General features: G+C 72.2%; 25 protein-coding genes, 1 tRNA gene and 1 pseudogene. 6 read left to right on the top strand and 21 right to left on the bottom strand.

The annotated features are described in order from the left end of the window. Positions 1 to 36 precede the first annotated feature (36 nt). Both D0T12_RS10995 and D0T12_RS11000 read left to right on the top strand, forming a co-directional pair. Complete coding sequence (locus D0T12_RS10995) at positions 37 to 429, top strand: DUF7715 family protein (RefSeq protein ID WP_117399400.1); 393 nt, start codon at positions 37 to 39, stop codon at positions 427 to 429. A gap of 8 nt (positions 430 to 437) precedes the next feature. Further along, positions 438 to 731: an MTH1187 family thiamine-binding protein gene (locus D0T12_RS11000; protein WP_117399754.1), complete on the top strand. Its 294-nt coding sequence runs from the start codon at positions 438 to 440 to the stop codon at positions 729 to 731. 45 nt (positions 732 to 776) lie between these two features. Here D0T12_RS11000 and D0T12_RS36455 read toward each other — a convergent pair. The 6 genes and pseudogenes from D0T12_RS36455 to D0T12_RS36460 all read right to left on the bottom strand — a co-directional run. Then, positions 777 to 1,445: pseudogene (locus D0T12_RS36455) on the bottom strand (hypothetical protein); the annotation flags it as partial. A 33-nt stretch (positions 1,446 to 1,478) separates the two neighbouring features. Then, positions 1,479 to 1,940: a MarR family winged helix-turn-helix transcriptional regulator gene (locus D0T12_RS11010; protein WP_117399401.1), complete on the bottom strand. Its 462-nt coding sequence runs from the start codon at positions 1,938 to 1,940 to the stop codon at positions 1,479 to 1,481. Further along, positions 1,937 to 3,388 carry an MFS transporter gene (locus tag D0T12_RS11015; protein ID WP_117399402.1) on the bottom strand — a complete coding sequence of 484 codons (1,452 nt, stop codon included), beginning with the start codon at positions 3,386 to 3,388 and terminating at the stop codon, positions 1,937 to 1,939. Before D0T12_RS11015 ends, D0T12_RS11010 begins: the two co-directional genes overlap by 4 nt. Before the next feature lie 60 nt (positions 3,389 to 3,448). After that, positions 3,449 to 4,246 (bottom strand): ABC transporter ATP-binding protein, encoded by a 798-nt coding sequence (locus D0T12_RS11020; RefSeq protein WP_117399403.1) that lies wholly within the window; start codon positions 4,244 to 4,246, stop codon positions 3,449 to 3,451. A gap of 1 nt (position 4,247) precedes the next feature. After that, positions 4,248 to 5,279 carry a FecCD family ABC transporter permease gene (locus D0T12_RS11025; protein ID WP_117399404.1) on the bottom strand — a complete coding sequence of 344 codons (1,032 nt, stop codon included), beginning with the start codon at positions 5,277 to 5,279 and terminating at the stop codon, positions 4,248 to 4,250. Next, on the bottom strand, positions 5,276 to 6,316 hold the full coding sequence (locus tag D0T12_RS36460; protein ID WP_233525968.1) for a FecCD family ABC transporter permease: 1,041 nt from the start codon (positions 6,314 to 6,316) through the stop codon (positions 5,276 to 5,278). Before D0T12_RS36460 ends, D0T12_RS11025 begins: the two co-directional genes overlap by 4 nt. A 108-nt stretch (positions 6,317 to 6,424) precedes the next feature. Here D0T12_RS36460 and D0T12_RS11035 point away from each other — a divergent pair, with 108 nt between their 5' ends. Together D0T12_RS11035 and D0T12_RS11040 are read left to right on the top strand one after the other, a co-directional pair. Beyond that, positions 6,425 to 7,471, top strand: coding sequence for an ABC transporter substrate-binding protein (locus tag D0T12_RS11035; RefSeq protein ID WP_117399405.1), 1,047 nt, complete (start codon positions 6,425 to 6,427; stop codon positions 7,469 to 7,471). Between the two features lie 12 nt (positions 7,472 to 7,483). After that, a complete protein-coding gene (locus tag D0T12_RS11040) occupies positions 7,484 to 8,332 on the top strand; it encodes a siderophore-interacting protein (RefSeq protein ID WP_117399406.1) in 849 nt (282 codons plus the stop codon). A 1-nt stretch (position 8,333) separates the two neighbouring features. On the opposite strand, the gene mnhG is transcribed toward D0T12_RS11040, so the two are convergent. Genes mnhG through mbhE form a run of 6 tightly spaced genes read right to left on the bottom strand, consistent with a single transcriptional unit; the run spans position 8,334 to position 14,145 of the window. Next, positions 8,334 to 8,672 carry a monovalent cation/H(+) antiporter subunit G gene (gene mnhG / locus D0T12_RS11045; protein WP_117399407.1) on the bottom strand — a complete coding sequence of 113 codons (339 nt, stop codon included), beginning with the start codon at positions 8,670 to 8,672 and terminating at the stop codon, positions 8,334 to 8,336. Next, positions 8,669 to 8,938 (bottom strand): monovalent cation/H+ antiporter complex subunit F, encoded by a 270-nt coding sequence (locus D0T12_RS11050; protein WP_117399408.1) that lies wholly within the window; start codon positions 8,936 to 8,938, stop codon positions 8,669 to 8,671. The genes mnhG and D0T12_RS11050 overlap by 4 nt, the downstream gene beginning before the upstream one ends. Continuing rightward, positions 8,938 to 9,474, bottom strand: coding sequence for a Na+/H+ antiporter subunit E (locus tag D0T12_RS11055; RefSeq protein ID WP_117399409.1), 537 nt, complete (start codon positions 9,472 to 9,474; stop codon positions 8,938 to 8,940). The genes D0T12_RS11050 and D0T12_RS11055 overlap by 1 nt, the downstream gene beginning before the upstream one ends. Continuing rightward, positions 9,471 to 10,991, bottom strand: coding sequence for a Na+/H+ antiporter subunit D (locus tag D0T12_RS11060; protein ID WP_117399410.1), 1,521 nt, complete (start codon positions 10,989 to 10,991; stop codon positions 9,471 to 9,473). Before D0T12_RS11060 ends, D0T12_RS11055 begins: the two co-directional genes overlap by 4 nt. Further along, complete coding sequence (locus tag D0T12_RS11065) at positions 10,988 to 11,359, bottom strand: Na(+)/H(+) antiporter subunit C (RefSeq protein ID WP_117399411.1); 372 nt, start codon at positions 11,357 to 11,359, stop codon at positions 10,988 to 10,990. Before D0T12_RS11065 ends, D0T12_RS11060 begins: the two co-directional genes overlap by 4 nt. Further along, entirely contained in the window at positions 11,356 to 14,145 is a 2,790-nt protein-coding gene (mbhE, locus tag D0T12_RS11070; RefSeq protein WP_117399412.1) for a hydrogen gas-evolving membrane-bound hydrogenase subunit E, read from the bottom strand. Before mbhE ends, D0T12_RS11065 begins: the two co-directional genes overlap by 4 nt. A gap of 311 nt (positions 14,146 to 14,456) precedes the next feature. Between mbhE and D0T12_RS34835 the strand changes: the two genes are divergently transcribed. Beyond that, the gene (locus D0T12_RS34835; RefSeq protein ID WP_147339476.1) at positions 14,457 to 14,990 is read left to right on the top strand and encodes a hypothetical protein; all 534 of its coding nucleotides are present in this window, start codon (positions 14,457 to 14,459) and stop codon (positions 14,988 to 14,990) included. Positions 14,991 to 15,007: 17 nt separating this feature from the next. On the opposite strand, the gene D0T12_RS11075 is transcribed toward D0T12_RS34835, so the two are convergent. From D0T12_RS11075 to D0T12_RS11080, 3 genes are all read right to left on the bottom strand, one after another. Continuing rightward, positions 15,008 to 15,829 (bottom strand): protein kinase domain-containing protein, encoded by an 822-nt coding sequence (locus D0T12_RS11075; protein WP_158581465.1) that lies wholly within the window; start codon positions 15,827 to 15,829, stop codon positions 15,008 to 15,010. A gap of 979 nt (positions 15,830 to 16,808) precedes the next feature. Then, positions 16,809 to 16,946, bottom strand: coding sequence for a hypothetical protein (locus tag D0T12_RS35305; protein ID WP_158581466.1), 138 nt, complete (start codon positions 16,944 to 16,946; stop codon positions 16,809 to 16,811). 137 nt (positions 16,947 to 17,083) lie between these two features. After that, positions 17,084 to 17,156, bottom strand: a tRNA-Asn gene (locus D0T12_RS11080). Positions 17,157 to 17,311: 155 nt separating this feature from the next. Between D0T12_RS11080 and D0T12_RS11085 the strand changes: the two genes are divergently transcribed. Continuing rightward, complete coding sequence (locus D0T12_RS11085) at positions 17,312 to 17,578, top strand: YtxH domain-containing protein (protein ID WP_147339478.1); 267 nt, start codon at positions 17,312 to 17,314, stop codon at positions 17,576 to 17,578. On the opposite strand, the gene D0T12_RS11090 is transcribed toward D0T12_RS11085, so the two are convergent. The 6 genes from D0T12_RS11090 to D0T12_RS11110 form a co-directional block, all read right to left on the bottom strand. After that, the gene (locus D0T12_RS11090) at positions 17,575 to 18,060 is read right to left on the bottom strand and encodes a hypothetical protein (protein ID WP_117399415.1); all 486 of its coding nucleotides are present in this window, start codon (positions 18,058 to 18,060) and stop codon (positions 17,575 to 17,577) included. The genes D0T12_RS11085 and D0T12_RS11090 overlap by 4 nt on opposite strands. 17 nt (positions 18,061 to 18,077) lie before the next feature. Continuing rightward, positions 18,078 to 19,397, bottom strand: a complete 1,320-nt coding sequence (locus D0T12_RS11095; protein ID WP_117399416.1) for an MGH1-like glycoside hydrolase domain-containing protein — start codon at positions 19,395 to 19,397, stop codon at positions 18,078 to 18,080. A 140-nt stretch (positions 19,398 to 19,537) separates the two neighbouring features. Next, a complete protein-coding gene (locus D0T12_RS11100; RefSeq protein WP_117399417.1) occupies positions 19,538 to 20,344 on the bottom strand; it encodes an HAD family hydrolase in 807 nt (268 codons plus the stop codon). After that, complete coding sequence (locus D0T12_RS35885; protein ID WP_199487402.1) at positions 20,341 to 21,453, bottom strand: cysteine protease StiP family protein; 1,113 nt, start codon at positions 21,451 to 21,453, stop codon at positions 20,341 to 20,343. Before D0T12_RS35885 ends, D0T12_RS11100 begins: the two co-directional genes overlap by 4 nt. Next, positions 21,450 to 22,826, bottom strand: a complete 1,377-nt coding sequence (locus D0T12_RS35890) for a phosphoribosyltransferase family protein (protein ID WP_199487403.1) — start codon at positions 22,824 to 22,826, stop codon at positions 21,450 to 21,452. The genes D0T12_RS35885 and D0T12_RS35890 overlap by 4 nt, the downstream gene beginning before the upstream one ends. Continuing rightward, on the bottom strand, positions 22,823 to 24,064 hold the full coding sequence (locus D0T12_RS11110; RefSeq protein WP_117399418.1) for an HpcH/HpaI aldolase/citrate lyase family protein: 1,242 nt from the start codon (positions 24,062 to 24,064) through the stop codon (positions 22,823 to 22,825). Before D0T12_RS11110 ends, D0T12_RS35890 begins: the two co-directional genes overlap by 4 nt. Positions 24,065 to 24,076 lie beyond the last annotated feature (12 nt).

Genomic DNA, 24,076 nt, shown 5'->3' on the forward strand with positions numbered 1-24,076 from the left:
GTCGTACGGTGGGGCCACCGGACGTGCCGAGGGGGTATGGCCTTGAAGCTGCTCACCGCGACCAACTCCACCCAGGGATTCCGCGACAACGACTTCGACTGGTGCGTCGAAGGAGAACTGGTCCATATCGGGATGGTCTGCGCCCGTGACCAGGACGACCCGGACGGCGGCTGCGGCTGCGGCCGCTCGTTCGCCGGGCTGAACTCCCATCGCGCCACCACCACCGCGATGGTCCGGGAGATCCCCGGGTTCACCGGCGACGACTACGTCCTGGCGATCAGGTCGAGCCTCGAACAGCAGGGCTGCGACCCGGCGTACGCCGAGCACGAGGCGGCACTGCTGCGGTGCCTGGTGCGCGACTGGCCGGTGGGGGCGATCGTCGAGCGCAGGCTGGATGAGATCGTGGTACGGCACGTCCTTCAGCCCTAGGAGGGTTCATGCTCGTCGCGTTCTCGGTGACCCCGCTCGGCGTGGGCGAGGAGGTCGGAGAGTACGTCGCGGAGGCGGTGCGGGTGGTGCGCGAAAGCGGGCTGCCGAACCGCACCGACGCGATGTTCACGACCGTGGAGGGCGAATGGGACGAGGTCATGGCCGTGGTGAAGGCCGCCGCCGACGCCGTCGCGGCCAGGGCGCCGCGGGTGAGCCTGGTGGTCAAGGCCGACCTGCGGCCCGGCGTGACCGGGGCCCTCGACGCTAAGGTCGAGTCCGTGGAACGGCACCTTCGTACGTGACCTGGTGAAGCAGGCCCGCGCGCCGTCCATGCCGCCTCGGGCGAAACTCCGTAGCCGCTCGACGGCCGTGCCGTGGTCGCCGGGCCTCGTCCACGGCGCCTCGTCCCCGATGAGGTGGAAGGCGTCGACGAGTTCCTGCTCGTCGCCGTCCTCGAAACGCAGGGTGCCGTCGTCGGACGACCCGTACAGCACGGCCCCCGCCAGGCAGTCGGCCTGGAGTTCGGCGGCGGGCGACACCAGGCCGCGGCGCAGCCGGCTCTGGACGGCGTGCCCCCACTCGTGCGCGATCACGAGGTAGACCCAGGCGTCGCCGCGTGCGTACCCCGACCGCATCAGGTGCGCGTCCCACGCCACGAAGTCGCCCGCCGGGCAGTAGGCCGCGTTGTCCCGCGACAGCGGCTCGCCGTCGCATCGCGGCGCCGACCGCCCGTCGCGGCCGTCGTAGAGCCCGACGACGCGCGGTGACCGGTACCGGCCGGTGAACAGCCGTCCCCAGTGCCGCCGCCAGTAGTCGTCGATGATCGTCTCGGCGGTGCGGAGATCCTCCCGGAACCCGCCCTCGTCGAACGCGGCCGCCCGCGGGACGGCGGCCTTCGTGTTCCGCGCGGGACGCGGCGCGGGGTCGAGCGCGCACGCGGCGGTGAGGGCGAGCGCGCAGGCGAGGGCGAGGGCGGCGAGTGGACGTCTCGGAAGGCGCGGAACCGGTTCCGTCATACCGGGACATACGCGAACGTACGCCCGGATCGGTCAGTCGTCGGCGACGAGGCGGGCCGCGACGCGGTCGAGGACGACCAGTTCCTCCGCCGGAAGGTCGCGCAGGATCGGCGGTGGGCTGTCCAGGATGCGTTCGGCCCTGGCCGCCGCGGCACGTCCCGCCTCGGTCACCGTTACGATCTTGGAGCGGCGGTCGGCGGGGTTCGGGGACCGTTCGACCAGGCCGCGGCCCACCAGGTCGTCCACGACGAGGGTGGTGTAGGGACGGTCGGTGAGCAGGACGTCGGCGAGATCGCGCAACGTCATCGGCTCCGCCGCGGCGGCGAGGCGGCGCAGCGCCTTGATCCGGATGAAGCTCATGCCGAGCGCCTCGGTGGCCTCGTGCCGCCGGTCGGCGCGTTCGTGCAGCAGGATCCGCAGGTTGTGCCAGGCCCGCGCCGCCATCTCGGAGCGCGGGTCCGGCGCCTCGGTGGAGTGGGTGGCGGGCTCGGTCATGGGGCGCTCGCTCCCGTCACGTGACGTTCCTCGGCGTCGAACAGACCGGCCGTGCGCGCGGCGCTGCGGGCGGCCCGGCGACCCGTGGTGGCCGTCCCGAGGACGAGGACCGCGGCGGCGCACCCGGCCAGGATCCAGTATGCCGGGCGGGCGGCGGACTCGAACGCGGACGCGGCGAACGTGCCGGACATCCCGGCGGCGAGCACCGCTCCGATGACGGCGACGCCGAGCGCCTGCCCGACCTGCCTGCTGGTGGACGCGACGGCCGCGGCCACCCCCGCCTGGGCGCGCGGCATCCCGGACACGGCGGTGTTGGTGACCGGCGAGTTCACGGCGCCGAACCCGATGCCGAACAGCACGTACGCGGCGAACAGCGTGACGTCGCGGGTCTCGCCGTCGAACGCGGCGAACAGCAGCCCGCTGCCGAGCATCGCCGCACCGGCGATCTGCAACGGCAGGCGCGGGCCGCGCCGGCCGACGAGCCGCCCCGACAGCGGCGCGGACACGGCGGTCATCGCGGCCATCGGCAGCAGGTACAGCCCGGCCTCCAGCGCCGACAGCCCGCGGACGTTCTGGAGGTAAAGGGTGTTGAGGAACATGAACCCGCCGAGCGCCGCGAAGCTGCTGACGGCGATGACGGTCGCGCCGGCGAACGGGACGCTGCGGAAGAAGCGCAGGTCGATGAGGGGTTCGGGGGCGCGGACCGCGTGCCGGACGAACCCGGTGAGCGACGCGGCGGCGATGAGCGCGGCGCCGTACACGGTCGGGTGGCCGAAGCCGTGTCCGGGGACCTCGATGATGGCGTATGTCAGCGACCCGAGGAAGACGATCAGCAGGGCCTGGCCGAGCGGGTCGGGTCGGCGCGGGCGCGGTGCCCGGGACTCGGGGACGAACAGCGCGGTCAGCGCGAACGCGGCCACCCCGATCGGCACGTTCAGCCAGAAGATCGCGCGCCAGCCGACGGACTCGACGAGCAGCCCGCCGACGAGCGGTCCCATGGCCATGCTGATGCCGACGACGCCGCCCCAGACGCCGATGGCGCGGGCCCGCTCGCGCGGCTCGGTGAACACGTTCGTGATGATCGACATGGCGACGGGGTTGAGCATCGACCCGCCGACCGCCTGGACGACGCGGGCGGCGACGAGCAGGTCGAGGGACGGCGCGAGGCTGCACAGCACGGACCCGGTGACGAACAGCGTGAGCCCGGTCTGGAACACGCGGCGGCGACCGATCCGGTCGCCGGTGGAGCCGGACAGGATCAGCAGCGACGCCAGGGTGATCAGGTAGGCGTCGATCGTCCATTGGAGTCCGGACAGGGAGCTGTCGAAGTCGTCCTGGAGCGTCGGCAGCGCGACGTTCAGGATCGTGTTGTCGAGGCTGACGATGAGCAGGCTCATACAACAGATGGCCAGCACCGCGACGCGGCGGCCGGGACTGAGCTCGGGCATCCCGCCTCCAATCGTTGTACCCCTACAACCATTGGAAGGCTACAACCATTCCCGGGGTGCTCAGCCCACCGCGTCTATCCGGGAGCGCGCCGCGGGAACGACGAGCGGGGCCGCGGTCTCCGGGCACTCGATGACCCGGCACGGCAACCCGAATACCTCCTCGACCAGCTCGGACGTCACGACCGAGCCGGGGTCGCCCTCCGCGACGATCCGTCCGTCCCGCATGGCGATCAGGTGCGTGGCGTAACGGGCGGCGGAGTTGAGGTCGTGCAGGACGGCGACGACCGTGCGGCCCTCCCCGTGGAGCTGCGCGCACAGGTCGAGGACCTCGATCTGGTGCGCGATGTCCAGGTAGGTCGTCGGCTCGTCCAGGAGGAGCAGCGGGGTCTGCTGGGCCAGCGCCATCGCGATCCAGACGCGCTGCCGCTGCCCGCCCGACAGCTCGTCGACCGCCCGCTCGGCGAGGTCCTGGACGCCGGTCGCCTCCATCGACTCGGTGACGACCCGCTCGTCCTCCTTCGACCACTGCCGCAGCAGGCTCTGGTGCGGGTACCGGCCACGCGACACCAGGTCGGCGACCGTGATGCCCTCGGGCGCGATCGACGACTGCGGCAGCAGCCCGAGCGTGCGCGCCAGCTTCTTGGCGGGCCAGTCGGCGATCGGCCGGCCGTCCAGGACGACGGCCCCGCCGGACGGCCGCAGGATCCGGGCGAGGGCCCGCAGCAGGGTCGACTTCCCGCACGCGTTCGGGCCCACGATCACGGTGAACGACCCGTCCGGGACGACCACGTCGAGGTTCTCGACGATGGTGCGCCCGTCGTAGCCGAGCGTGAGCCCGGTGCCGGTGAGTCGAGCCATGTCAGATCCGTCCCGTCTTGCGTTCGGTCACGAGGAGCCAGACCAGGTACACGCCGCCGAGGAGCCCGGTCACGACGCCGACCGGAAGCTGGTGGCCGGGGAAGGCGCGCTGGGCCGTCCAGTCGGCGGCCACGAGCAGCGCGGCGCCCAGGCACGCCGCGGGCAGCAGGTTCGGGCCCGGCGCGCGGGTGAGGCGCCGGGCGAGCTGCGGCGCGGTCAGCGCGACGAACGCGACCGGCCCGGCCGCCGCCGCGGCGAACGAGGTGAGCAGCACCGCCGCCCCGAGCATGACCAGCCGCACCCGTTCGATGGGGACGCCGAGCCCGTGCGCCGCGTCGTCGCCCATCTCCAGCATCCGCAGCGCCCGCCCGCAGCCGACGAGCACGAGCGGTCCGAGGACGGCGAGCGCGACGAGCACGGGCGCGGAGTCGGCCCAGTCGCGGCCGTCCAGGCTGCCGGTGAGCCACAGGACGGCGCGGGCCGCGTCGGTGATGTGCGCCTGGGTGAGCAGGTAGCCGTTCACGCCGGTGAGGATCGCGGAGACGCCGATGCCGACGAGGATCAGCCGCTGGCCGTGGGCGTGACGCCGTCCGGCCACCAGGTACACGAGCAGTCCGGTCGCGAGACCGCCGCCCGCCGCCCCGGCCGCGACCGCGACGCTGCCCGCGCCGGTCATCACGATCACGGCGAGGACGCCGGTGGCGGCGCCCTGCACGAAGCCCAGGACGTCGGGGCTGCCGAGCGGGTTCCGGACGAGCGACTGGAAGATCGCCCCGGCGAGCCCGAGCGCCGCGCCGACCGCCAGCCCCGCCACGACGCGCGGCAGCCGGATCTGGTTCACGATCAGGGAGTCGGCGGGCGTGCCCCGCCCGAGCAGCGTCCGGACGACGTCGGCGGGGCTCAGCGGGAAGTCACCGCCGCCGATGAGGAGCACGCCCGTGCCGAGCGCCACGGCGAGGAACACGGCCGAGACGACCAGCGCCCGGGCGCGGAACCGGAACGACAGCCCGCCCGGGGTCCTGATGACGCTCACGTGGACACCGCCCCGCGACGCCGCCGCCGCACGAAGTACAGGAACACCGGCCCGCCCGCCACGACCGTCACGATCCCGACCTGGAGTTCGGACGGGCGCACGACGACGCGTCCGAGGACGTCCGCCGCCAGCATCAGCCCGGGGGCGATGACCGCGCAGTACGGCAGGAGCCAGCGAAGGTCGGGCCCGGTCAGCGCGCGGACGAAGTGCGGCACCATCAACCCGACGAAGATGATCGGCCCACATGCCGCCGTCGCCGCGCCGCACAGCAGGGTCACGGTGACGATCGCGACGATCCGGACACGACCGGGGTCGGCGCCGAGGGATCGGGCGGTGTCCTCGCCCATCGCCATCGCGTTCAGCGGACGTGCCAGCAGCAACGCCGCGACGAGCCCGACGGCGACGAAGGGCGCGACCCGCACGATCGTGTGGTCCTGGGCGGCGGCGAGCGACCCGACCGTCCAGAAACGCATCCGGTCGAGGGACGAGGTGTCGAGGAGCTGCACCGCGTTCACGTAGGAGAACAGCGCGGCGTTCAGCGCGGAACCGGCCAGGGCGAGCCGCGCGGGGGTCGCCCCGCGCCCGCCGCCGACCGCGTAGAGCAGCACCGCGACCGCTCCGGCGCCCGCGAACGCGAACCAGACGAACCCGGTGAACGAGGTGATGCCGAGGAACGAGATCGCCGACACGACGGCCGCGGCGGCGCCCGCGTTGATACCGAGGAGCCCGGGGTCGGCGAGCGGGTTCCGGGTCAGCGCCTGCATGACCGCGCCCGCGAGTCCGAGCGCCGTACCGGCGAGCAGCCCGAGCAGGGTCCGGGGGAGCCGCATCTCGTGGACGATCGTGTACGCGGGCGAGTCGCCGTGGATCAGCCCGTCCCACGCCTCCCCCAGCGAAAGCGGCTTGGCTCCGACCGCGAGGCTGAGCGCGGACGCGGTAAGCAGGAACAACAGCGCGCCGACGAGCCCGGCCGCCCGCCGCGCGCCGGGTGAGCGCTCAACTGCGGGCGCATGCGGCGACGGCTTGGTCAGCAACACCTGGCGTGCTCCGGGGGGACGTGGGGAAATCAAACTTAGGTTAGGTTAACCTAAGCCCCGTTCGACCGGAATACGGTCATAGTAGTTGATCCCTGGAGTGCGTCCGAAATGTCGAAGACCGATGTCCGTCATCCATCCCGGAGCGGCCTCACCCGGCGCGGCCTGCTCGGCGCGGGCGGCGCCCTCGCCGTCGGCGCGCTGATCAGCGCGTGCGGCGGTGGCGGCGGTGACAAGGGCGGCGCGGCGTCCTCGGGCGGCGGCGCCTGGACGTTCACCGACGACCGCGGCACGAAGATCGAGCTCAAGGCGCGACCGAAACGCGTCGTCGGTTACGTCGGCACCGCCGCCGCCCTCTACGACTTCGGCGTCGACCGGCAACTCGTCGGCGTGTTCGGCCCGACGAAGCTGAAGGACGGCCGACCCGACCCGCAGGCCGGGAACCTGCCCGTCGACCGGCTGGAGATCATCGGGAACGCGTTCGGCGAGTTCAACATCGAGAAGTACGCGGCGCTGCGCCCCGAGCTCCTCGTCGACAACATGTTCGTGGAGAACGAGCTCTTCTACGTCCCCCTGGAGAGCAAGGACAAGATCTACGCGCTGGCGCCGAGCGTCGCCGTCTCCACCGGCGCCGTCGCGCTGCCGAAACCGATCGAGCGGACCGCCGCGCTCGCGGGCGCGCTCGGCGCGGACCTGAAGTCCGCGAAGGTCACCGCCGCGAAGGACCGGTTCGAGAAGGCGGCCGCGTCGCTGCGCGCGGCGGCCGCGGCGAACAAGAGCCTGAAGGTGCTGGCCGCGTCCGCGAGCCCCGACCTCTTCTACGCCTCCAGCCCGAACAAGAACACCGACCTCATCTACTTCAAGGAGCTGGGGGTCGAGCTCATCGTCCCGGAGAAGCCGGGCCAGAACGGCTACTTCGAGGAGCTGAGCTGGGAGAACGCGGGCAAGTACAGGGCCGACGTCATCATGCTCGACTCCCGCACCCAGGCGCTCCAGCCGAAGGACCTCGGCGGCAAGCCGTCCTGGAAGGACCTGCCCGCGGTGAAGGCGGGCCAGGTCGTCCCATGGCAGCCGGAGCCCCGGTTCTCCTACGAGGGCTGCGCGCCGCTCCTGGAGGCGCTCGCCGCGTCCATCAAGTCCGCCAAGAAGACCGGCTGAAAAGGCAGCGCGATGACCACGCCCGCACACCCCTACGCCTTCTTCGACCTGCACGTCGTGCGGACGGAGCGGCTCTGCCCGTCCATGGTCCGCGTCACCTACGGCGGGACGGGCCTCGATCCTGACGCCCCCGGGGACCGGTTCGTCTCCGCCGGCCGCGACCAGCGCATCAAGCTGTTCTTCCCGCACCCGCACCAGGACGCGCCCGTGATGCCGGACGGCCGGGGCGGCGACACGTGGTTCGCCGACTGGCGCGAGCTGGACCCGGCCGAACGCGGCATCATGCGGTCCTACACCGTCCGCGCCCAGCGTCCCGGCGAACTCGACGTCGACTTCGCGTTGCACCACGACGGCGGTTCCGGCCCCGCCGCCGACTGGGCCGCCGGGGCCCGTCCCGGCGACCGCGTCGCCGCCCTCGGCCCGACCGGTCCCGACAACGGCGGCTACGACTTCCGGCCGCCGCCCGGCGACCCGGTGCTGATGGCCGGCGACCTGACCGCGCTGCCCGCCATCGCCGGCAACCTCGCGTGGCTGCCCGCCGGGACCCCGGCCCGCGTCTGGATCGAGGTCCCGCATCCGGACGACCGGCAGGACCTGCCGACCGCCGCCGACGCGGAGATCACCTGGGTGTCCCCCGGCGGGCTGCCGGACGCCGTCCGCGCCGCCGAGGTGCCGGACGGCGCCTACGCGTGGATCGCGGGCGAGTCGTCGGTCGTCAAGACGCTGCGCCGCCACCTGGTGAAGGAACGCGGCATGGACCGCCGCGCCGTCGAGTTCACCGGCTACTGGCGGCGCGGCGCCACCGAGGAGGACCTGCTCGCCGAGTACATCGCGGAGGAGGGCGCCGCCACCGAGGGATGACTCACTCCCGCTCGTCGGACTCGTCGGACTCGTCCAGCGTGAGCGTGCCCGGGTCGATCGCCCCCGCGCGGTAGGCGGCGGCGCCGATCGTCTGCGCGGCGACCGGCGCGGTGATCAGCTGGAAGACCGCGACGAGCAGCAGCGGGGTGGCCGCCGCGACGGACCCGGCCTGCGGCGCGACGCCCGCGAGGATGAGCAGCAGCCCGATCGTCTGCGGTTTCGTCGCCGCGTGCAGCCGGGTGAGCAGGTCGGGGAACCGCAGGACGCCGAGCGCGCCCACGGCGGAGAACGCGGCGCCCGCGGGCAGCAGCACCGCCGTGACGACGTCACCGGCGATCATGTGCCGTCCTCCGCCCGTTCCGCCGCGAGCCGGGCGGCCGTCACCGATCCGACGAAGCCGAGCAGCGCGATCACCACGAGGATGGTGGCGTTGGCGGGCTCGTCGCGGGCGGCGGCGTGGACCGCGATGCCGCTGACGAGCAGCACGGTCAGGACGTCCACCGCCATGATGCGGTCGAAGGCCGTCCGCCCGCGGACGAGCCGCGCGGTCGTCATCAGGACGGCGGCGCCCAGCAGCGCCATCGTCACGGTGTACACGACGCTCATCAGATGTCCTCCGTTCGGCGTGCGTCGTCCGGTGTCACAAGGGCCCGCATCAGCCGTCGTTCGGTGCGCAGGACGCCCTCCCGCGTGGAGTCAGCCTCGTCGGGGTCGCGGACGGGCATGCCGTGGATGCGCAGGAGCGAGCGGTCCCGGTCGAGGTCGACGAGCAGCGTGCCGGGCCGGAGGGACACGCTGGTGGTGACGGCGAGCAGCACGAGTTCGGACCGCGACCGCGCCTCGACCTCGACGATCGCGCCCCGGACCCGTCCCGGCGCGCGCAGCGCGTGCCAGCCGATGACGACGCTCGACACGAGCAGGTCCCACGCGAACTCCGCCGCCGCCACGGCGAGCGGCAGGGGCCGGACCCGCGTGACCATCGGCACCGTGGGCAGCCTGCTCACCGCGTAGGCGACGAGGACGGCGACAACCCCGCCGGTCAGCGTGAGGGCGTCGACCCGGCCCCACAGCAACAGCCACACCCCGAGCAGCCACACGGCCATGCCGAGCCGCGCACCGGCGCGCCGCAGCCCCTCGTTCATCGCGCCGCCCCGTTCAACACCGCGTTGCGGTAGCGGGCCGGGTCGAGCAGGTCGGTCGCGGCGTGGCGGCTCCACACCGACAGCGGCCCCGCGAACACCGAGATGAGCAGCCCGCCCGCGACCATCACGGCGGTCACCGACTGCATGACGCGCACACCGCCACGTGTGTAGGACTCCTCCTCGGGCGGCTCGGCGGCGTCCCGCGGCCTCGGGCGCCAGAACCCCAGCGTCCAGATGCGCGCCATCGCCATCAGCGTGAGGACGCTCGCCGCGACCGCCACTCCGGTGACGACGTACGCGAGCGGACGTTCCGCGCCGAGCCCAGCCTGGAACAGCGCGAGCTTGGCGACGAACCCGGACGTCGGAGGGACCCCGCTCACGCTCAACGCGGGCACGAAGAACAGCACGGCGACGACCGAGGACAGTTGCGCGAGCCCGCCGAGCCGGTTCAGCGAGATCTCCCCTGTGCGTCCCTGCATCAGATCGCTGACCAGGAACAGCGTCGCCTGCACCACGATGTGGTGGACGAGATACAGGATCGCCCCGGTGAGCCCGCCGACGCTGAACAGCCCCAGCCCGAAGAGCATGTAGCCGATGTGACCGACGAGCGTGAACGAGAACACCCGGTGGACGTCGTCGTGCGTCAGCGCCCCGAGCGTGCCGACCAGCATCGTCGCGGCGGCCAGCCCCAGCATGACCCACGACATCTGGTCGCGGGGGAACACCAGCGTCTGGACGCGGATCAGCGCGTAGATGGCGGCCTTGGTCAGCAGCGCCGCGAACACGGCCGTGACCTTGGTGAGCGCGACCGGGTAACTGTCGGGCAGCCACAGGTGCATCGGCGCGATCGCGCCCTTGATGCCGAACACGACGAGGAACATCAGGCCGAGCGCCGAACGCGTCCCGGACGGCAGATCGTCCACCCGCACCGACAGGTCGGCCAGGTTCACCGTGCCCGCCGCCGCGTAGGTCACGCCGAGCGCGGTGAGGAACAGGATGGACGAGGTCAGGCTCACCACCGTGTACGTCATCCCGGCCCGCATCCGCTCCGCCGTCGGCGTGAGCGTCATCAGCACGTAGCTCGACGCGAGCATGACCTCGAACGCCACGAACAGGTTGAACAGGTCACCGGCGAGGAACAGCAGGCACACCCCGGCGGTCAGCGCGAGGTACGCGGGATAGAACACGCCCGGTTCGTGCCTGCCGAGCCCCCCGGCGCCCTCCGCCACCGCGTGCAGCATGATCGCGAGGAGCACGGCGGCGGACACCACCAGCAGCAGCGCCGACAGCCGGTCCGCGACGAGCGTGATGCCGAGCGGCGCGGCCCAGCCGCCCATCTGCACGGCGGTGACCCCGTCGCGGGCGACGACCGCCACCAGCCCGCCCGCGGCGGCGACCACGCCCGCGACGACCAGCGGGGCGAGGACGCGCAGCCACGCCTCCCGGCGGCGGCTGATCATCGCCAGCGCGGCGCCCGCCAGCGGCAGCACGAACGGCAGCGGGACGAGCACGTTCATCGGTCGTCCTTGATCTTCCCGGCGCAGATCCGGCGGTCCTCGACGTCGTCCATGACCTCGTCCGCGCCGAGCAGGAGCCGGCTCCGGTAGGCCAGGGCCAGCAGGAACGCCGTCACCCCGAACGTGATCACGATCGCGGTCAGCGCCATCGCCTGCGGCAGCGGGTCCGCCGAGGGCCCCTCGCCCTCCCCGAGGATCGGCGGTGTTCCGGCGGCTCCGCCCGCCAGCAGCAGGATGAGGTTCGCGCCGTGCCCGAGCAGCATGAAGCCGACCACGACGCGGATGAGCGACCGTTCCATCAGCAGGTCGAAACCGGCGGCGAACAGCACCGCGACGAGCACGACGAGAACCAGCGCGGGCTCGTTCACGACCGGCTCCCCTCGTCGTTCTCCAGGCTCGCGCCGAGCGTGGCGAGGATCGTCAGCACCAGTCCGAGCACCAGCAGGTACACCCCGGCGTCGAAGAACAGGCTGGTCGGAACCTTGACCTCCCCGAGGACCGGTGCCGTCGCGTGCAGGACGTCCCCCTGAAGGAACTGGCCGCCGGACGTCCACCCCGCCGCGCCGGTCGCGACCGCGAGCCCGAGGCCGCCGCCGAGCAGCACGCTGGGACGCACCGGCACCGCCGTGGCGAGCTCCCGCCGCCCGCCCGGCAGGTAACGCAGCACGTACGCCATGCCCGCCACGAGCCCGCCGACGAACCCGCCGCCGGGACGGCCGTGCCCCGCGACCAGCAGGTAGAGCGAGAACACCAGGATCGTCGGACCCAGCAGCCGCGCCGCCGCCTCCAACACCACCGACGAGCCGCCCAGCGGCGGACGTCCCGGCGTGGCGAGCCACCTTTTACGGGGTTCCCGCGCGGCCTCCTCGCCCGGCGTGGGCGGACGGACCGGCCGCCATCCCCCCGGTCTGGACAGCACCAGCCCCGACACGCCCATCGCCACGACCGCCAGCACCGTGATCTCGCCGAGCGTGTCGAGGGCGCGCAACTCGACCAGGATCAAGTTCACGACGTTGTTCGCCTCCTCCTCCGCGGCGGGAGTCTCGTAGCGCGGACCGACCGGCCCTGTGTTCCGGCTCAGCGCCGCCGCCACCAGGAAGGTCGCGACGAACCCGCCGAGGCACAGGCTGATCACACCGGCGGCGGCCCGGCCGGGCGCCCGGCGGCGGCGCGGCGGGAACCGGTCCGGAAACCGCCGCAGCACCAGCACGAGCATGATCAACGACAGGGTCTCCACGACCAGCAGCGTGAGCGCGAGGTCCGGCCCGCCGTGCGCCACGAACAGGCCGCCCGTCCCGTAGCCGACACCGGCGAGCAGCAACGCCGCCGACAACCTGCGGCGCGCCCGCAGCGCCGCGACCGCGCACCCGCCCACCACCGCGGCCAGGACGGGCTGAACCGGGTCGTCCCAGGCACGGAGCGTCCCCAAGGATCTCGACGGGCCGTCCCCGCCGACCAGACCCACCACCAGCGCCGTCCCCGGCAGGAGCAGCACCATGACCCCGATCACCGCGAGATAGACCGGCAACGATCCGATCTGCAGGCGTTTCGTCACCGCGTGCGCGACGCCGTACACGGCCTCGACCACGACGTCGTAGGCCCGCTGAGCGTCCGGAACGGGCCACCGGACGGGTCTCGCCGGGAACGACCGTCCGAACATGAAGTACAGCCCGGCGCCCACCGCGAGGGCGAGCACCGACAACCCGATCGGCAACCCGAGGCCGTGCCACAGCGCCAGCTCGTACTCCCCCACCCCCAGCGTTTCGGCGTACGGTTCGACGAGGCTTCGCACCGGCCCGGGACGCACGCCCAGGGCGAACCCGGCGACGGCCAGCACCACCACCGGCCCGACCAGGCCCCACGGTTCCCCGCGCGGCGTCCCGTCGGCCGTTCCGCCGAACGCGCCGTGCAGGAACCGGACACCGTAGGCCACGGTCAGCGCCGACCCAGCCACCACCCCGGCGAGGACGGCGGCGTCAAGCCCGCCGTGGGCGAACGCCTCGAACGCCGCCTCCTTCGCGACGAACCCGAGGAACGGCGGCAACCCGATCATGGACGCGACCGCGGCCGTCCCGGCGACCGCGAGCACCGGCAGGCGCCGTCCCGCCCCCGACAGGCATTCGGCGCGGCGCGTTCCCGTCTGGTGCTCCAGCGCACCGGCCGCCAGGAACAGCGGCGCCTTGAACAGGCCGTGCGCGAGCAACAAGGCGATGCCCGCAAGAGCCGCCGTCGGCGTCCCATGGCCCAACAGGACCATCAGGAGGCCGAGCTGGCTCACCGTCCCGTAGGCGAGGAGCCGCTTCAGATCGTCCTGCCGCAACGCGACCAGCCCGCCGACGGCCAGGCTCACCAGTCCCGCCACGACGACCATCGGCCGCCACACACCGGTCTCCGCGAACGCGGGCGCGAGCCGCGCCACCAGGTAGACGCCCGCCTTCACCATCGCGGCGGCGTGCAGGTACGCGCTCACCGGCGTCGGCGCGACCATCGCCGCGGGAAGCCACGCGTGCAACGGCACCTGCGCGGATTTGGCGAACGCGCCCAACAACACCAACACCACACCCGCCTCCGCCACCGCGCCGCCGGGCGGATCGTCCAACAGCGCCGAGATCCGGTACGTCCCCCCGGCCTGCCCAAGCAGCACGAACCCGACCAACATGACCAACCCGAACGCCGTGGTCGTCAACAACGCCTGCGTCGCCGCCCGCCGCGACTCCACCAGATCCGGCCGGGGAGCACCGATCAGAATGAACGAACTGACGGTCGTCAACTCCCAGAACACATAAAGAACGAGCAGGTTGTCGGCGAGTACCAGCCCCGTCATCGCCCCCGCGAACGCCACCAGCGTCCCGGTCACCAGCCGCTCGGACCGCTCGAAGTACCAACCGGAGTAGCACAGCACCACCGCGCCGACCCCGCCGACGAGCACCAGCATGACGACCGCCAGCGCGTCGAGCCGCAGGTCGACGGCCAACCCGAGGTCGGCCGCCCATCCCACCGTCGCCGTGACCTCGTCCCCGGCCCGCGCGAGCGCCCACCCCGCCGTCACCGCCGGAAGCACCGCGGCCGCGCACGCCATCACCCGCCGGTGCCGGCCGAGCGCCCAGGGCACGGCGACCGCGACGACGGCGTAGGCCAGGACGAGCGTCACCATGCCGCTCGCAGCCCCCCTCCGCCAGGCACGTCGCAGCCGATCTACCCGGTGGGCGTCCCCGAAACGTTCCGGCGAACGCCCCCGTGAACGGCAGATGACCGGCGCCGGGACGGCGAGACATGAATTTCCGTGGCTTCGCCTCCCGTCCGTGGCCGGGTCGGTATGCTCTCGCCTGGCAGAGCACGCCTGCCGGTCCGAGCACCGAGCGCCTACGCCGCTGGTGCGCCGACGACAAAGCGTCCAGGGACGGCGCGTGGTCTCCCGAGTTCGTGCCGTCCAGCGGTGTGCGTAGGGCTCCGCCCGAGGACGCCATGCCCACCGACCGTCGTCGCCCTGCCCGCAACCTGCAACGCCGTGTCCGCCGCCGCCAGGCCGTGACCGGCGAGAGCTACATGACCGCGGCCGCCGCCGTCGAGGCCGAAGGGGAACTGGGCGAACGCTACCTGTCCGATCATTCGGTGCCGTCCGACCTGGCCGCGGCCGTCCGTGCGGCCGGGCTCATCCCTCTTGAGGCCTTCACCATGTCGTCCGGTGCGGCCTGGTGGTGCCGTTGCCGGTGGTGCGGTCAAGTGGTCGATGTGAAACCTGTGAGCGATGTCCGTCAGCCACCGCGGCGCCACCCCAACATCCTGAACACCGAAAGGCATACCGCGGGCCGCTGTACCCGTCCCGCGCCCGCCCCGGTGTTGATACCGCCGAACGCGGCGCTGGCTCCGGGGGTGGCCGCCCTCCCAGGCAACGGAGGAATGGGCCCGTTGATGGCGATGACACGGTGCTCGCCTCCCACGAGCCGCGCACCGGCCATGCCCGAGCCCCTCGATTCAGACGCGAGCAGGCCGAACTGAGCCACCGGCGCCCACCGCTAGGACAACAGAGGAGCGACGTTCTGGATCAGACTCACGGCTACCGCAGGCAGGGCGTACATCCCCGACCACACCCGCCAGCGCGCACGTCGGCCCCGCACCAGAATCCGGTGCGCCCGTCTCGCCGACATGCTCCCCCGCCAGCATCGACGTTTCCGCAGGAGTCCCAAGGCGACGCTTCGCGTCCGGCCCGTCAACGCGCCGACGTCCGCGCGACCTTCGTTGTATCGCTCGATCGCCAGCGAGGAGTCCTCCCCGAACGGCGCCCTGCCGTTACGGGCGCGCACGATCAACTCGCCGAGCTGCCGCAGGTCACTGCGCCGCCGCTTGCGGAAGCCCCGGCGCGACTCCGACCGCAGCACCGCCCGCCCGAAGTCCACGACATAGACGCCACCGTCCTCTCCGATGATCAGGTTCTGGCCCCGGAAGTCGCCGTGCGCGGTCCCGACCCCGTGCATGGCGGCGAGGACCGCCGTGAGCCGAACCGCCAGACGCTCGGTCTCGACCTCGCTGAGCTGCCCCTCCTCAGCGAGGACATCATCAACGGTTTTGCCCTCGATGTACTCCATGACGTAGAACGGCCGGTCGGCGCATGCGTCGTAGGTGATGAACCGCGGGGTGAAGGCCGGGTGCACCGACTGGAGCGCGACGACCTCCGTGTCGAGCGCCGACCGCGCCTTCCGCCCGCTCCCCGCGTGGATCGCCTTCACCACCACCCGCCGCCCCGCCGGGTCGACCGCCAGATAGGTCTCCCCCTGCATGCCGCTCCCGACGAGCCGGTCGACGTGATAGCCACCAAAGGCCGCAGGTGCTTCCGACATCGTCGTCACAGCAGACCTCGCCCGGAAACGAAACGCGCCCATGGTCGGGTGCACGTGCAATGAGTCAGTTGGGTCACATTCGCGGCGCGGGTCGCGTACTCTGCCAATGGCAATTGGCCCCTCCGGGTCGATTGGGAGGGTCGCCCCCGGCGCTGGTTCTTTGGCTTCGCAGCGGGGGGCGGCCCTCTGTCTTGGGACGGCAACGATTCCGTGGCACGCCCGAATTTCACCGAACGCGCAGGATTCTCGGGCTCAACGATCACGTCGGGGGACGTGGCACCGGCTCCGCGGTCGTCCAGCGCTTCGGCTCGCAGTGATCCTTCCTTGAGTGCTGCTGGCGGGCTCTCCACCCCAGGCGTTGAAAGCCGGACCGGGCCGCCCGCCGACGATGGTCGTATCTTTGCGTGCCGCGCCGAAGGCCGCATGGCGAACGCCGTAAATAGGCGCCCGACCAGGGTTCTTAAGTGGAAAAATACTGGTTGGGATTCGAGCATTCTGGTTCGAGCCCGACCTTTTGGACACGCTATCCCACCGCCAGTCAAGGCATCCGCGATTCCACTGAAACTTCCACACCACGCCCCAAAACACCCGCGCGGTAGCCTGATACGTCCCCGAACCGCATGCGGCACCACCATCGAACGACCACCCGAAGCTCCCCGCTCCGATGTCAAGGCGATAAACCACAACTGGCAGACCTCGCCCACCGAAATTCGCCACGCCGCTATACTCCTGCGCCCCCCAAGCATGATCGCCCGCCCCACCTCCAGGCGGCCACGCACAACCGGGCCCGGTTCGAGAGCGAGCACATTGTCGTCACTGAAGGTGGCAAAGGGAGGAGGTCGGCGCCGCTGACGCCGCCCGCACGCTGGTCGGCGAGGAGGCTGAGCACGCCCGTCCGGAGTCGCCCAAAACACTGGACTCGTGGCCGAGCCCACGAAAACCGAACCAACCCGCCGTACTCAGGGACGGGGCGGCCTCATCATCGACACTTGATCTTGATGGCCCACCGCAGCATCCACAACCAGGCCATCATCAGCAGAAACGGCGCGCGAAACGCATCCTGCGATTCGTAGCCCGCCATGGACACTTCCAGCAAGCCCTCCAAGACCACCTGCACGCAACCCCAAGCCGCAACCGACGGGGGGCGTGGGGGCGAAGCCCCCACATCGGGGGTCCGGGGGTCGCCCCCCGGAAAGACACTGCGGGCCCCGGCGAAGCCGAGCAAAGCTCGTCGAGCACACCACCCCGCCTCGGCTCCCGCGATTGGACTCGAACCAATAACCTGCCGGTTAACAGCCGGCTGCTCTGCCGATTGAGCTACGCGGGATCGTGCTTCGTGCCCGGGCGTGGAGCCCGGCGGCGGGTCTAGGTTAGCGCATGTGCGGAGCTGTTCGCGCACGCCTTATTCCCGTGCCGGCACGGATGGGGGGCGTGTTGGCGGGTATGGGGGTGGGACGAATCCGCCGTCAGTGGGAGTTGGACATGAAAGCTCGCATGATGTTCATGGCAGGCGCCGCGATCGGGTACGTCTTCGGGACGAAGGCGGGCCGTGAGCGGTTCGAGCAGATCAAGCGGTTGTCGCAGCAGGTGTCGGAGAACCCGAACGTCCAGGAGGCGGCCGGGAAGCTGCGGGCGAAGGGCGAGGAGTTCGCCGGTGCGGCGCGGGAGAAGGCGGCGCATCGGAAGGAGGGGGTGCCGGAGCAGGGGCATCGTACGGCCGAGGAGCAGCCGCCGGTGTATCCGGGTTAGAGGCCGGTCTGGCGGCGCAAGTCTTCGAGGATCTGTTCGGCCTGGGCGCGTAGGCCCGGGTCGGACGGGTCCAGGCCGGCCTCGAACACGAAGGTCCAGCGGACGTCGCCGCCGGTGGCGGGGCGGCGGCCGGCGATGCGGACCTTGCCGCCGCCGGGGAGGGCGGCGTGGTGGGTGACGGCGATGGTGGCGGTGACGCGTTCCCGGACGGTTTCCGGGACCGAGCCCGGGTCGGTGAGGCGGACGTGGTGTTCGGCGCGGGTGGTTTCGGTGACGTGGAGCCACCCGTCTTTCCAGGTGGCGTGGTCGACGCGTTCCCAGGGGATGCGGGTGAATCCGCCTTCGATGGTGGGGATGTGGAGGGCGGACGTGGTGGCGGCGACGTGGGAGCCGCCGCGGGTGGGGGCGGTGGCGAGGACGCGTTCGCCCCGTTCGAGGGTGAGGGCGGCGCGGATTGAGGGTCGTCCCCGGAGTCGGCGCATGCCCCAACGGTAGGCGATCAGGCGGCCTGGGGGGCGCGGCGGGCCCCGAGGAGGTCGAGGATGAGCGCGGCGGACCAGGCGTAGTCGTGGCTGCCGCGTCCGGTGCCGTCGAAGGGGTCGAAGAATTCGCGGAATCCGGATTGGCGGACGAGCCGCATGGTGGAGCCGTAGACGAGGTCCGCGACGACGGGTAGGCCGTGGCCGACGGCGCCGTACCAGACGAGCCAGTTGGTGCTGACCCAGGTGGGGCCGCGCCAGTAGCCGCCGCGGTCGAAGGCGGGGGCTTGGATGTCGCAGGTGGGGACGGGGTAGCCGGCGGCGCCGGCGAAGCGGGCCGACAGGAGGAGGTCGACGAGGCTGCGGACTTTCGGGGCCGGTAGGTCGGGGTCGAGGAGCGGCCCGAACGCGCCGACGGTGATGATGGGCAGGAGATGGTCGGCGCGTAGGTCGCGGGCGCGGAAGCAGCCGGTTTCGGGGTCCCACAGCCGGTCGAGGAGGGCTTCGTGGACGTGTTGCGCGCGGTCGCGGTGCGGGGCGGGGTCGGCGCCGACGAGGGCGGCGATCTCGGCGAGGGCGTGGGTGGAGGCCAGGTAGATGGCGTTGACGAGGGGGTCTTCGACGGCGAAGGGGTGTTCGTCGCGAAGGTAGCCGGGGTGGTTTCCGGCGTCGCGCATGAGGGCGACGAGCCGCACGTAGCGGTCGTAGTCCTCGCCGGTGGGGAGGGTGTGGGCGCGTTGCGCGGGCGCGTACGCGGTGGGCGGGAGTTGGAGGGCGGCGAGGGGGCGGTCCCAGGCGGGGCTGTTGTCCAGGCCCGACTCCCACGGGTGGCAGATCGCGATGAGTCCGCTGGAGGCCAGGTCGCGGGCCTGGGCGAAGTAGTGGTGCTGGGCTGTGAGCAGTGGGTAGAGGCGGGCGAGGAACGCCCGGCTGCTCTCCCCGTCGGTGGCGCAGGCGTGCAGGCGCAGCGCGGTGAGGGCGTGCAGGGGCGGCTGGGTGAGGCCGGAGGTGTGGACGCCGCGCGGCGCGGCGGGGTGCCGTTCGCTGCGCCACAGTTCGGGTCCGGGGAAGAACGCGTGGCGGGCGAGGCTGGTGTTGAACACGATGTGGGGCAGCATCCCGTCGGCCCATTGGCCGCGGAAGAGGGACAGCAGTTCGGCTTCGGCACGGTCGCGGCGGTGGCGGGCGAGGCCGAGGCCGATGAACGCCGAGTCCCAGCTCCACTGGTGCGGGTACAGGCCGGGGGACGCCGCGGTGGACGTCCCCGTCCAGTTCGCGTCGAGGACCCTGGCCGCGGCCTTCCACAGCGCGGTCTCGTCGCCGGTCAGACGGGCGCTCATGTGGTCAGGGTGACCTCCTCCTGAGCTGGAGAGGGGCTCACCGTGAATTGTGGCCTCAGAACGCGGTCGCTGCGAGCCCTTGGGGGAGGTCGCTTCCCAACGCGTCAAGGCGCGCGGCAGTAAATATTTACTCTCCGCCTTTACAAGGCCGTTGCGCGTCGCAGGAGCCAATCGGCGATCTCTTGGCCGGCGAGGACGCCGCGGGCGGTGGTGACGGCCGTGGTGGGTGACGTCCAGCCGGTGTCGTGCAGTTCACCGTGCGCGGGGCGGATGGACAGGTCGGCGGTTTCGAGGAGTTCGATGTCGAGGAGCGAGTCACCGGCGGCGAGTGTCGTGGCCGCGCCCGTCCGGTGGGCGATCTCCGTCGTGGCGGCGGCCTTCGTCAGCCCCGCGGGCAGGCAGTACACCTTGCGGCCCTGGAGGGACGTCCGCCAGCCGCGTTCGGCGCACCAGCCGGTGAGGTCCTCCACCCAGGCGGGCGGGAGGGCGGCGCGGTCGACGACCAGGTAGGCGAACAGGTCGGACGCGTTGCGTCGCTTGAACACGAAGTCGCCGCTGGTCTGGACGAGGTGGTCTTGGACGTCCGCGAGCGGCGCGCAGTTCTCGGTGACGCGCGCCCGGACGGTCGCCGCCCACTCCGCGTCGTCCACGCCGTCGACGAGGATGTGTCCGCCGTTGGAGCAGATGGCGTAAGGGGCGGGTTTCTCCAGAAGGTTCACACGGTTGTACTGCTGCGGTGTGCGTGTCGTCGTCGGGACGAACGTCGCCGTCTCAGCGAGAGCCGCCAGTGTGTGCGAGGACGCCTCCGTCATGTAGGAGAGCGGCGCACCCTGGTAGAACTCGACGCACAGTAGGCGCGGCATCGTTTCGTCTGGGCCGTCCAAGGCGAACGCGGCGGTGGAGTAGATGAGCGTCCGGTCGAGGTCGGAACACACAAGGACGGTCACTGAACGGCCCCCTTGCCGTACCGAGGGTGGATGAAACCCATGCAGGCGTAGGGGAACCGGTCGGGCTCCACCTCGATGACGGGGACGCCGCGTTCCTCGGCGAGCAGTCTGATGTGGGCCGTCTCGGGGCCCGCGTCGTCCCGGACGAGGACCTTCCACGGGACGCGGCGCAGCAGCACCCGCGTCGTCTCGCCGATGCCGGGTTTGACGAGGTTCAGGTCATCGATCCCCTCGGCGTGGGCGCAGCGGCGGACGGCCTCCCACCCCGACCAGTCGGGGGCGCGGTCGGCGGCCCGCTGGTCGGGCAGGTCCTTCGCGACCCGTTCGGCGACGTCCCCGAACCGCGCGCAGACGGTGTCGAGGAACAGCGCGGACACGTCGTCGGCGGCGAGGTCGGCGTAGAACTTCGCGCCGTGGAAGTCCCCGGGCCCGATCAGGTCGTCGTTCAGGACGGTGCGGCTGACCAGGCCGGACACCGTCGAGTTGAGGCACGCGGACGGGATCAGGTAGTCGTCCCGGGTCCCGTGGAGCGACGTGCACCGCCCCGGGTCGGCCAGGACCGCGAGGTCGGCGGGGAACGGGTGGGGGGCGAGCGCGGCGGTCAGTTCGCGGGTGATCGCGCCTTTGCCCGTCCAGCCGTCCACGAACATGACGGAGGTCGGGTCGTGGTGCTCGGCGAGGTACCGCAGCGCCACCGTGTCGATGCCCCGGCCCCGGACGATGCTGAGCGTGTAGTGCGGGACGTCCAGGCCGTGCGCGAACCGCGCCCAGCGGCGCATCAGGATCCCGACCGGGGTCCCGGCGCGGGCCAGGGACGCCAGGACCGCGTCCGGGCCGCGCTCGGCGAGGATCATCTCCGTGACCAGGCCGGTCGCGTGGGCGAGCCGTTCCGCCGACGCGTCGAGGGCCTGGTGGAACAGCCGCCGGTACTCCGGGCCCGGCTGGTACTCCACCGGCAGCGACTCCGCGTAGTGGGCGCGGCCCGCCTGGATCGCCGCCTCGCGTTGCTCGGTGGGCGCTTCGAGCCGTACGTGCGAGAGGTCCTTGAGCAGCCACGTGACGTCTTCCGCCGGGTAGCTGCCGAAGGACGGCCCGCGCAACGGTTTCACGTGCTCCTCCTCGCCGGGACGGTCACGACCAGCACGGGCGCGAGCGCGCTCAGCCGCCGCAGGAGCCCGCCGGCGAGCGCGGGGGTGTCTCCGACGTCGTCGACGACGAAAACGATTCGGTCGAAGCCGGGTTGTCCGGCCGGCGGGAGGACGTTGTAGGCGTACCGCTCCCCCGGCCCGTCGGCGGGATCGTCGTGGGACGGGAACGCCAGGCGCGTCCTGATCGCGTAGCCGGGGGCGTCGACGGCGAGGACCGGTGACCGTGTCGTCGTCGAGTACCGGACGTCGACGCCCGGCAGCGCGTCGGCGAGCGCCTCGGCCAGCCGCAACGGCGCGTACATCAGTTCCTCGAACCCCAGGACGAGGACGCGGGAGGAGCCGTCTCCGACGCCTTCGGCGACGGTCTCCGCCATGCGCGGCAGGTCCTTCTCCAGGCGTTCGCGGTGTTCGGGGAGGAAGCCGTGGCGTCCGCCGTCCGGGAGCCCGGCGGGCCAATCCACCGCGGCCCTCGACACCGTGAACTCGCGTGCGGGCTCGTCCGGAGCCGCGGCGGCCGGGAGTCGGGCGACAAGCGTCTGCCCGGCCTCCAGGATGCCGTCCGGGAGTTCGACGCGCCCGCCCGCCAGCGCCACCGTGTCGATGCGGGTTCCCAGGCGGTCGGCGAGGTCGGACGTGCGCGCCGCCTCGGCGGGCCCGCGAAGGTCGACCAGGGCCGCGATGACGTAGCGGCTCCTGGGCCGGACGGCGTGCAACGCCTCGACGGTGTTCAGGACGGTGCGGCCGGTGGACAGCTCGTCGTCCACGAGCACGATCGGAACGTCACGGTCGAGCGCCGCGAAGTCGGACGGGAGCAGCAGATGGCTCGTGGCGTGGCTGTGCTCCTCCTCGAACCCCCCGTACGTGGCGAACCCCCTGACCGGGCGGCGCGTGGAGTGCAGGTAGTAGGCGCCGCCGAGAGCGTCCGCCACCGAATGACCCAGGGCCGTGGCCGTCTCCGCGTAGCCGAGCACGACCGCGTCCACCGGGATTCGCGGCGCGCGGAGAAGGTCGCGCATCCCGGCCGCCGCGCCCGGCACTCCACGCAGCGCGTCCGGGAGAAGACCGTCCGGCCCGGACGGCTCCTCGCCGCGCAGGCAGGCGCGGACGAGCTCGCCGAGCAGCAGCCCCGACCCGTACACCAGCCGTGGGTCGGTCGGGACGTGCTTGCCCAGCACCGTGGAGACCAGCAGGTGCGCGCGCCGGGGATTGCGCCGTACCGCCAACCCGACAAGATCCGTCAGACCCACCCCGACCGGGCGCGCGACGTCCGACAGGCGCACGCCGAGCCGCGACGCCACCCACGAACCGGCCCAGGCGGGCGGGGACGCCGTCACCGGCTGCCCGCCGCTTCCAGCAGTTCGACGAACGTGACGCCCTCCGCCGCGACCCCGAACACACGGGCGCGCAGCATCAGCCGCCGCGCCCACGCCCGATGCGGCTTGGCCTCGTTCATCTTGTTGGCGTAGGAGCTGGCCATCGCGCCTCCCCCGGTGACACCCAGGATATCGGCGGCGTCGCAGTACTCCTCGTGCGTCACCACCGACAGCGCGTGCACGGCCGCCACATGACTCGGATGGATCACGGTCTTGCCGGTGAGGCCGTTCGCCTTGTCCAGATGCACCTCGCGGATCAGCCCGTCCAGATCGGACGTGATCAACCGTTGCCGGAGCGGAGCCGCCCGCTGCGCGTCGAACGGCGACTGCCGCAGCTGCGGTTTGAACATCCGCTCCCCCGCCGAGAAGTACTCCCAGACCGGGCCGGTGACCACGTATCCGGTGCCGTCCGCGCGGCCCAGGATGTTCACCACGTCGCAGATCACGCCCGCGACCGGACGGATGTCGTAGATCGTGAGGTCGGGCGGGCGGCGCAGCCCGTACGCCGCGGACATGTCCGTCGCCCCGATCCGGACGGCGAGGATCCGCGGCCGGTGCTTGGCGAGCAGCCGCGCGACGTCGTTGAGCATCTCCGTGCGGGTCTCGGCGTACACGGCCTCCGGGCTCTCGATCACCGGCATCGCCAGCAGGCGCCGTCCGGACCGGGCGGCGGCGTCCTCCACCGCGTCCAGGAACGCTCCACCCGCGGTCGCCGTGAACTTCGGCAGCACGAACCCGCTGACCAACGCGGACGCGTCGCCGAGCCGCCCGATCAGGTCGCCGATCTGACGGGGGTCGCGGACGCGGATGAACAGCAGCGGGACGTCCCGCGATTCGGTTTCCTCGATCGCGGCGCCCCCCGATCCGGCGCCCGGCGACCCGGTGTTCTCCTGGACGGCGCCCCCGGGGCCGCAGCCGCCCGCGTGCAGCGCGCGCAGCTGCGCCACCAGGTTCGCCTCGCCCGCCTCGACCTCGTCGTCGGCGATCGCGTCCTCCAGGCACATCACCATGCTCATCACGCCGCCCCGCGCCGCGCGGACGATGTCGTCCGCGAGGGCGGGCCGCGTCGCCGGGCTGTACAGCGTCGCGCCCAGCGCCACGCCCAGCACCGCCGGGTCGTCGTGCCGGTCGAAGGGCCGCGGATGCCGGTAGAACAGGTGCTTACGACGCGCGGCGTCAACGTGGTCGAAATGCCGCATGGACGCCCCGTC

It is taken from the genome of Actinomadura spongiicola (genome assembly GCF_003432485.1).
GTDB lineage: Bacteria > Actinomycetota > Actinomycetes > Streptosporangiales > Streptosporangiaceae > Spirillospora > Spirillospora spongiicola.

Excerpts from the sequence above, each read along its gene's own strand:
- mbhE (WP_117399412.1), bottom strand. The coding sequence starts at position 14,145 with ATGGTGACGCTCGTCCTGGCCTACGCCGTCGTCGCGGTCGCCGTGCCC.
- D0T12_RS11095 (WP_117399416.1), bottom strand. The coding sequence starts at position 19,397 with ATGAGCGCCCGTCTGACCGGCGACGAGACCGCGCTGTGGAAGGCCGCG.
- D0T12_RS11075 (WP_158581465.1), bottom strand. The coding sequence starts at position 15,829 with ATGTCGGAAGCACCTGCGGCCTTTGGTGGCTATCACGTCGACCGGCTC.
- D0T12_RS11000 (WP_117399754.1), top strand. The coding sequence starts at position 438 with ATGCTCGTCGCGTTCTCGGTGACCCCGCTCGGCGTGGGCGAGGAGGTC.
- D0T12_RS11010 (WP_117399401.1), bottom strand. The coding sequence starts at position 1,940 with ATGACCGAGCCCGCCACCCACTCCACCGAGGCGCCGGACCCGCGCTCC.
- D0T12_RS11035 (WP_117399405.1), top strand. The coding sequence starts at position 6,425 with ATGTCGAAGACCGATGTCCGTCATCCATCCCGGAGCGGCCTCACCCGG.
- D0T12_RS34835 (WP_147339476.1), top strand. The coding sequence starts at position 14,457 with ATGCCCACCGACCGTCGTCGCCCTGCCCGCAACCTGCAACGCCGTGTC.
- D0T12_RS11085 (WP_147339478.1), top strand. The coding sequence starts at position 17,312 with ATGAAAGCTCGCATGATGTTCATGGCAGGCGCCGCGATCGGGTACGTC.
- D0T12_RS11055 (WP_117399409.1), bottom strand. The coding sequence starts at position 9,474 with ATGAACGAGGGGCTGCGGCGCGCCGGTGCGCGGCTCGGCATGGCCGTG.
- D0T12_RS11060 (WP_117399410.1), bottom strand. The coding sequence starts at position 10,991 with ATGAACGTGCTCGTCCCGCTGCCGTTCGTGCTGCCGCTGGCGGGCGCC.
- D0T12_RS10995 (WP_117399400.1), top strand. The coding sequence starts at position 37 with ATGGCCTTGAAGCTGCTCACCGCGACCAACTCCACCCAGGGATTCCGC.
- D0T12_RS11090 (WP_117399415.1), bottom strand. The coding sequence starts at position 18,060 with ATGCGCCGACTCCGGGGACGACCCTCAATCCGCGCCGCCCTCACCCTC.
- D0T12_RS11015 (WP_117399402.1), bottom strand. The coding sequence starts at position 3,388 with ATGCCCGAGCTCAGTCCCGGCCGCCGCGTCGCGGTGCTGGCCATCTGT.
- D0T12_RS11110 (WP_117399418.1), bottom strand. The coding sequence starts at position 24,064 with ATGCGGCATTTCGACCACGTTGACGCCGCGCGTCGTAAGCACCTGTTC.
- D0T12_RS11050 (WP_117399408.1), bottom strand. The coding sequence starts at position 8,938 with ATGAGCGTCGTGTACACCGTGACGATGGCGCTGCTGGGCGCCGCCGTC.
- D0T12_RS11040 (WP_117399406.1), top strand. The coding sequence starts at position 7,484 with ATGACCACGCCCGCACACCCCTACGCCTTCTTCGACCTGCACGTCGTG.
- mnhG (WP_117399407.1), bottom strand. The coding sequence starts at position 8,672 with ATGATCGCCGGTGACGTCGTCACGGCGGTGCTGCTGCCCGCGGGCGCC.
- D0T12_RS11020 (WP_117399403.1), bottom strand. The coding sequence starts at position 4,246 with ATGGCTCGACTCACCGGCACCGGGCTCACGCTCGGCTACGACGGGCGC.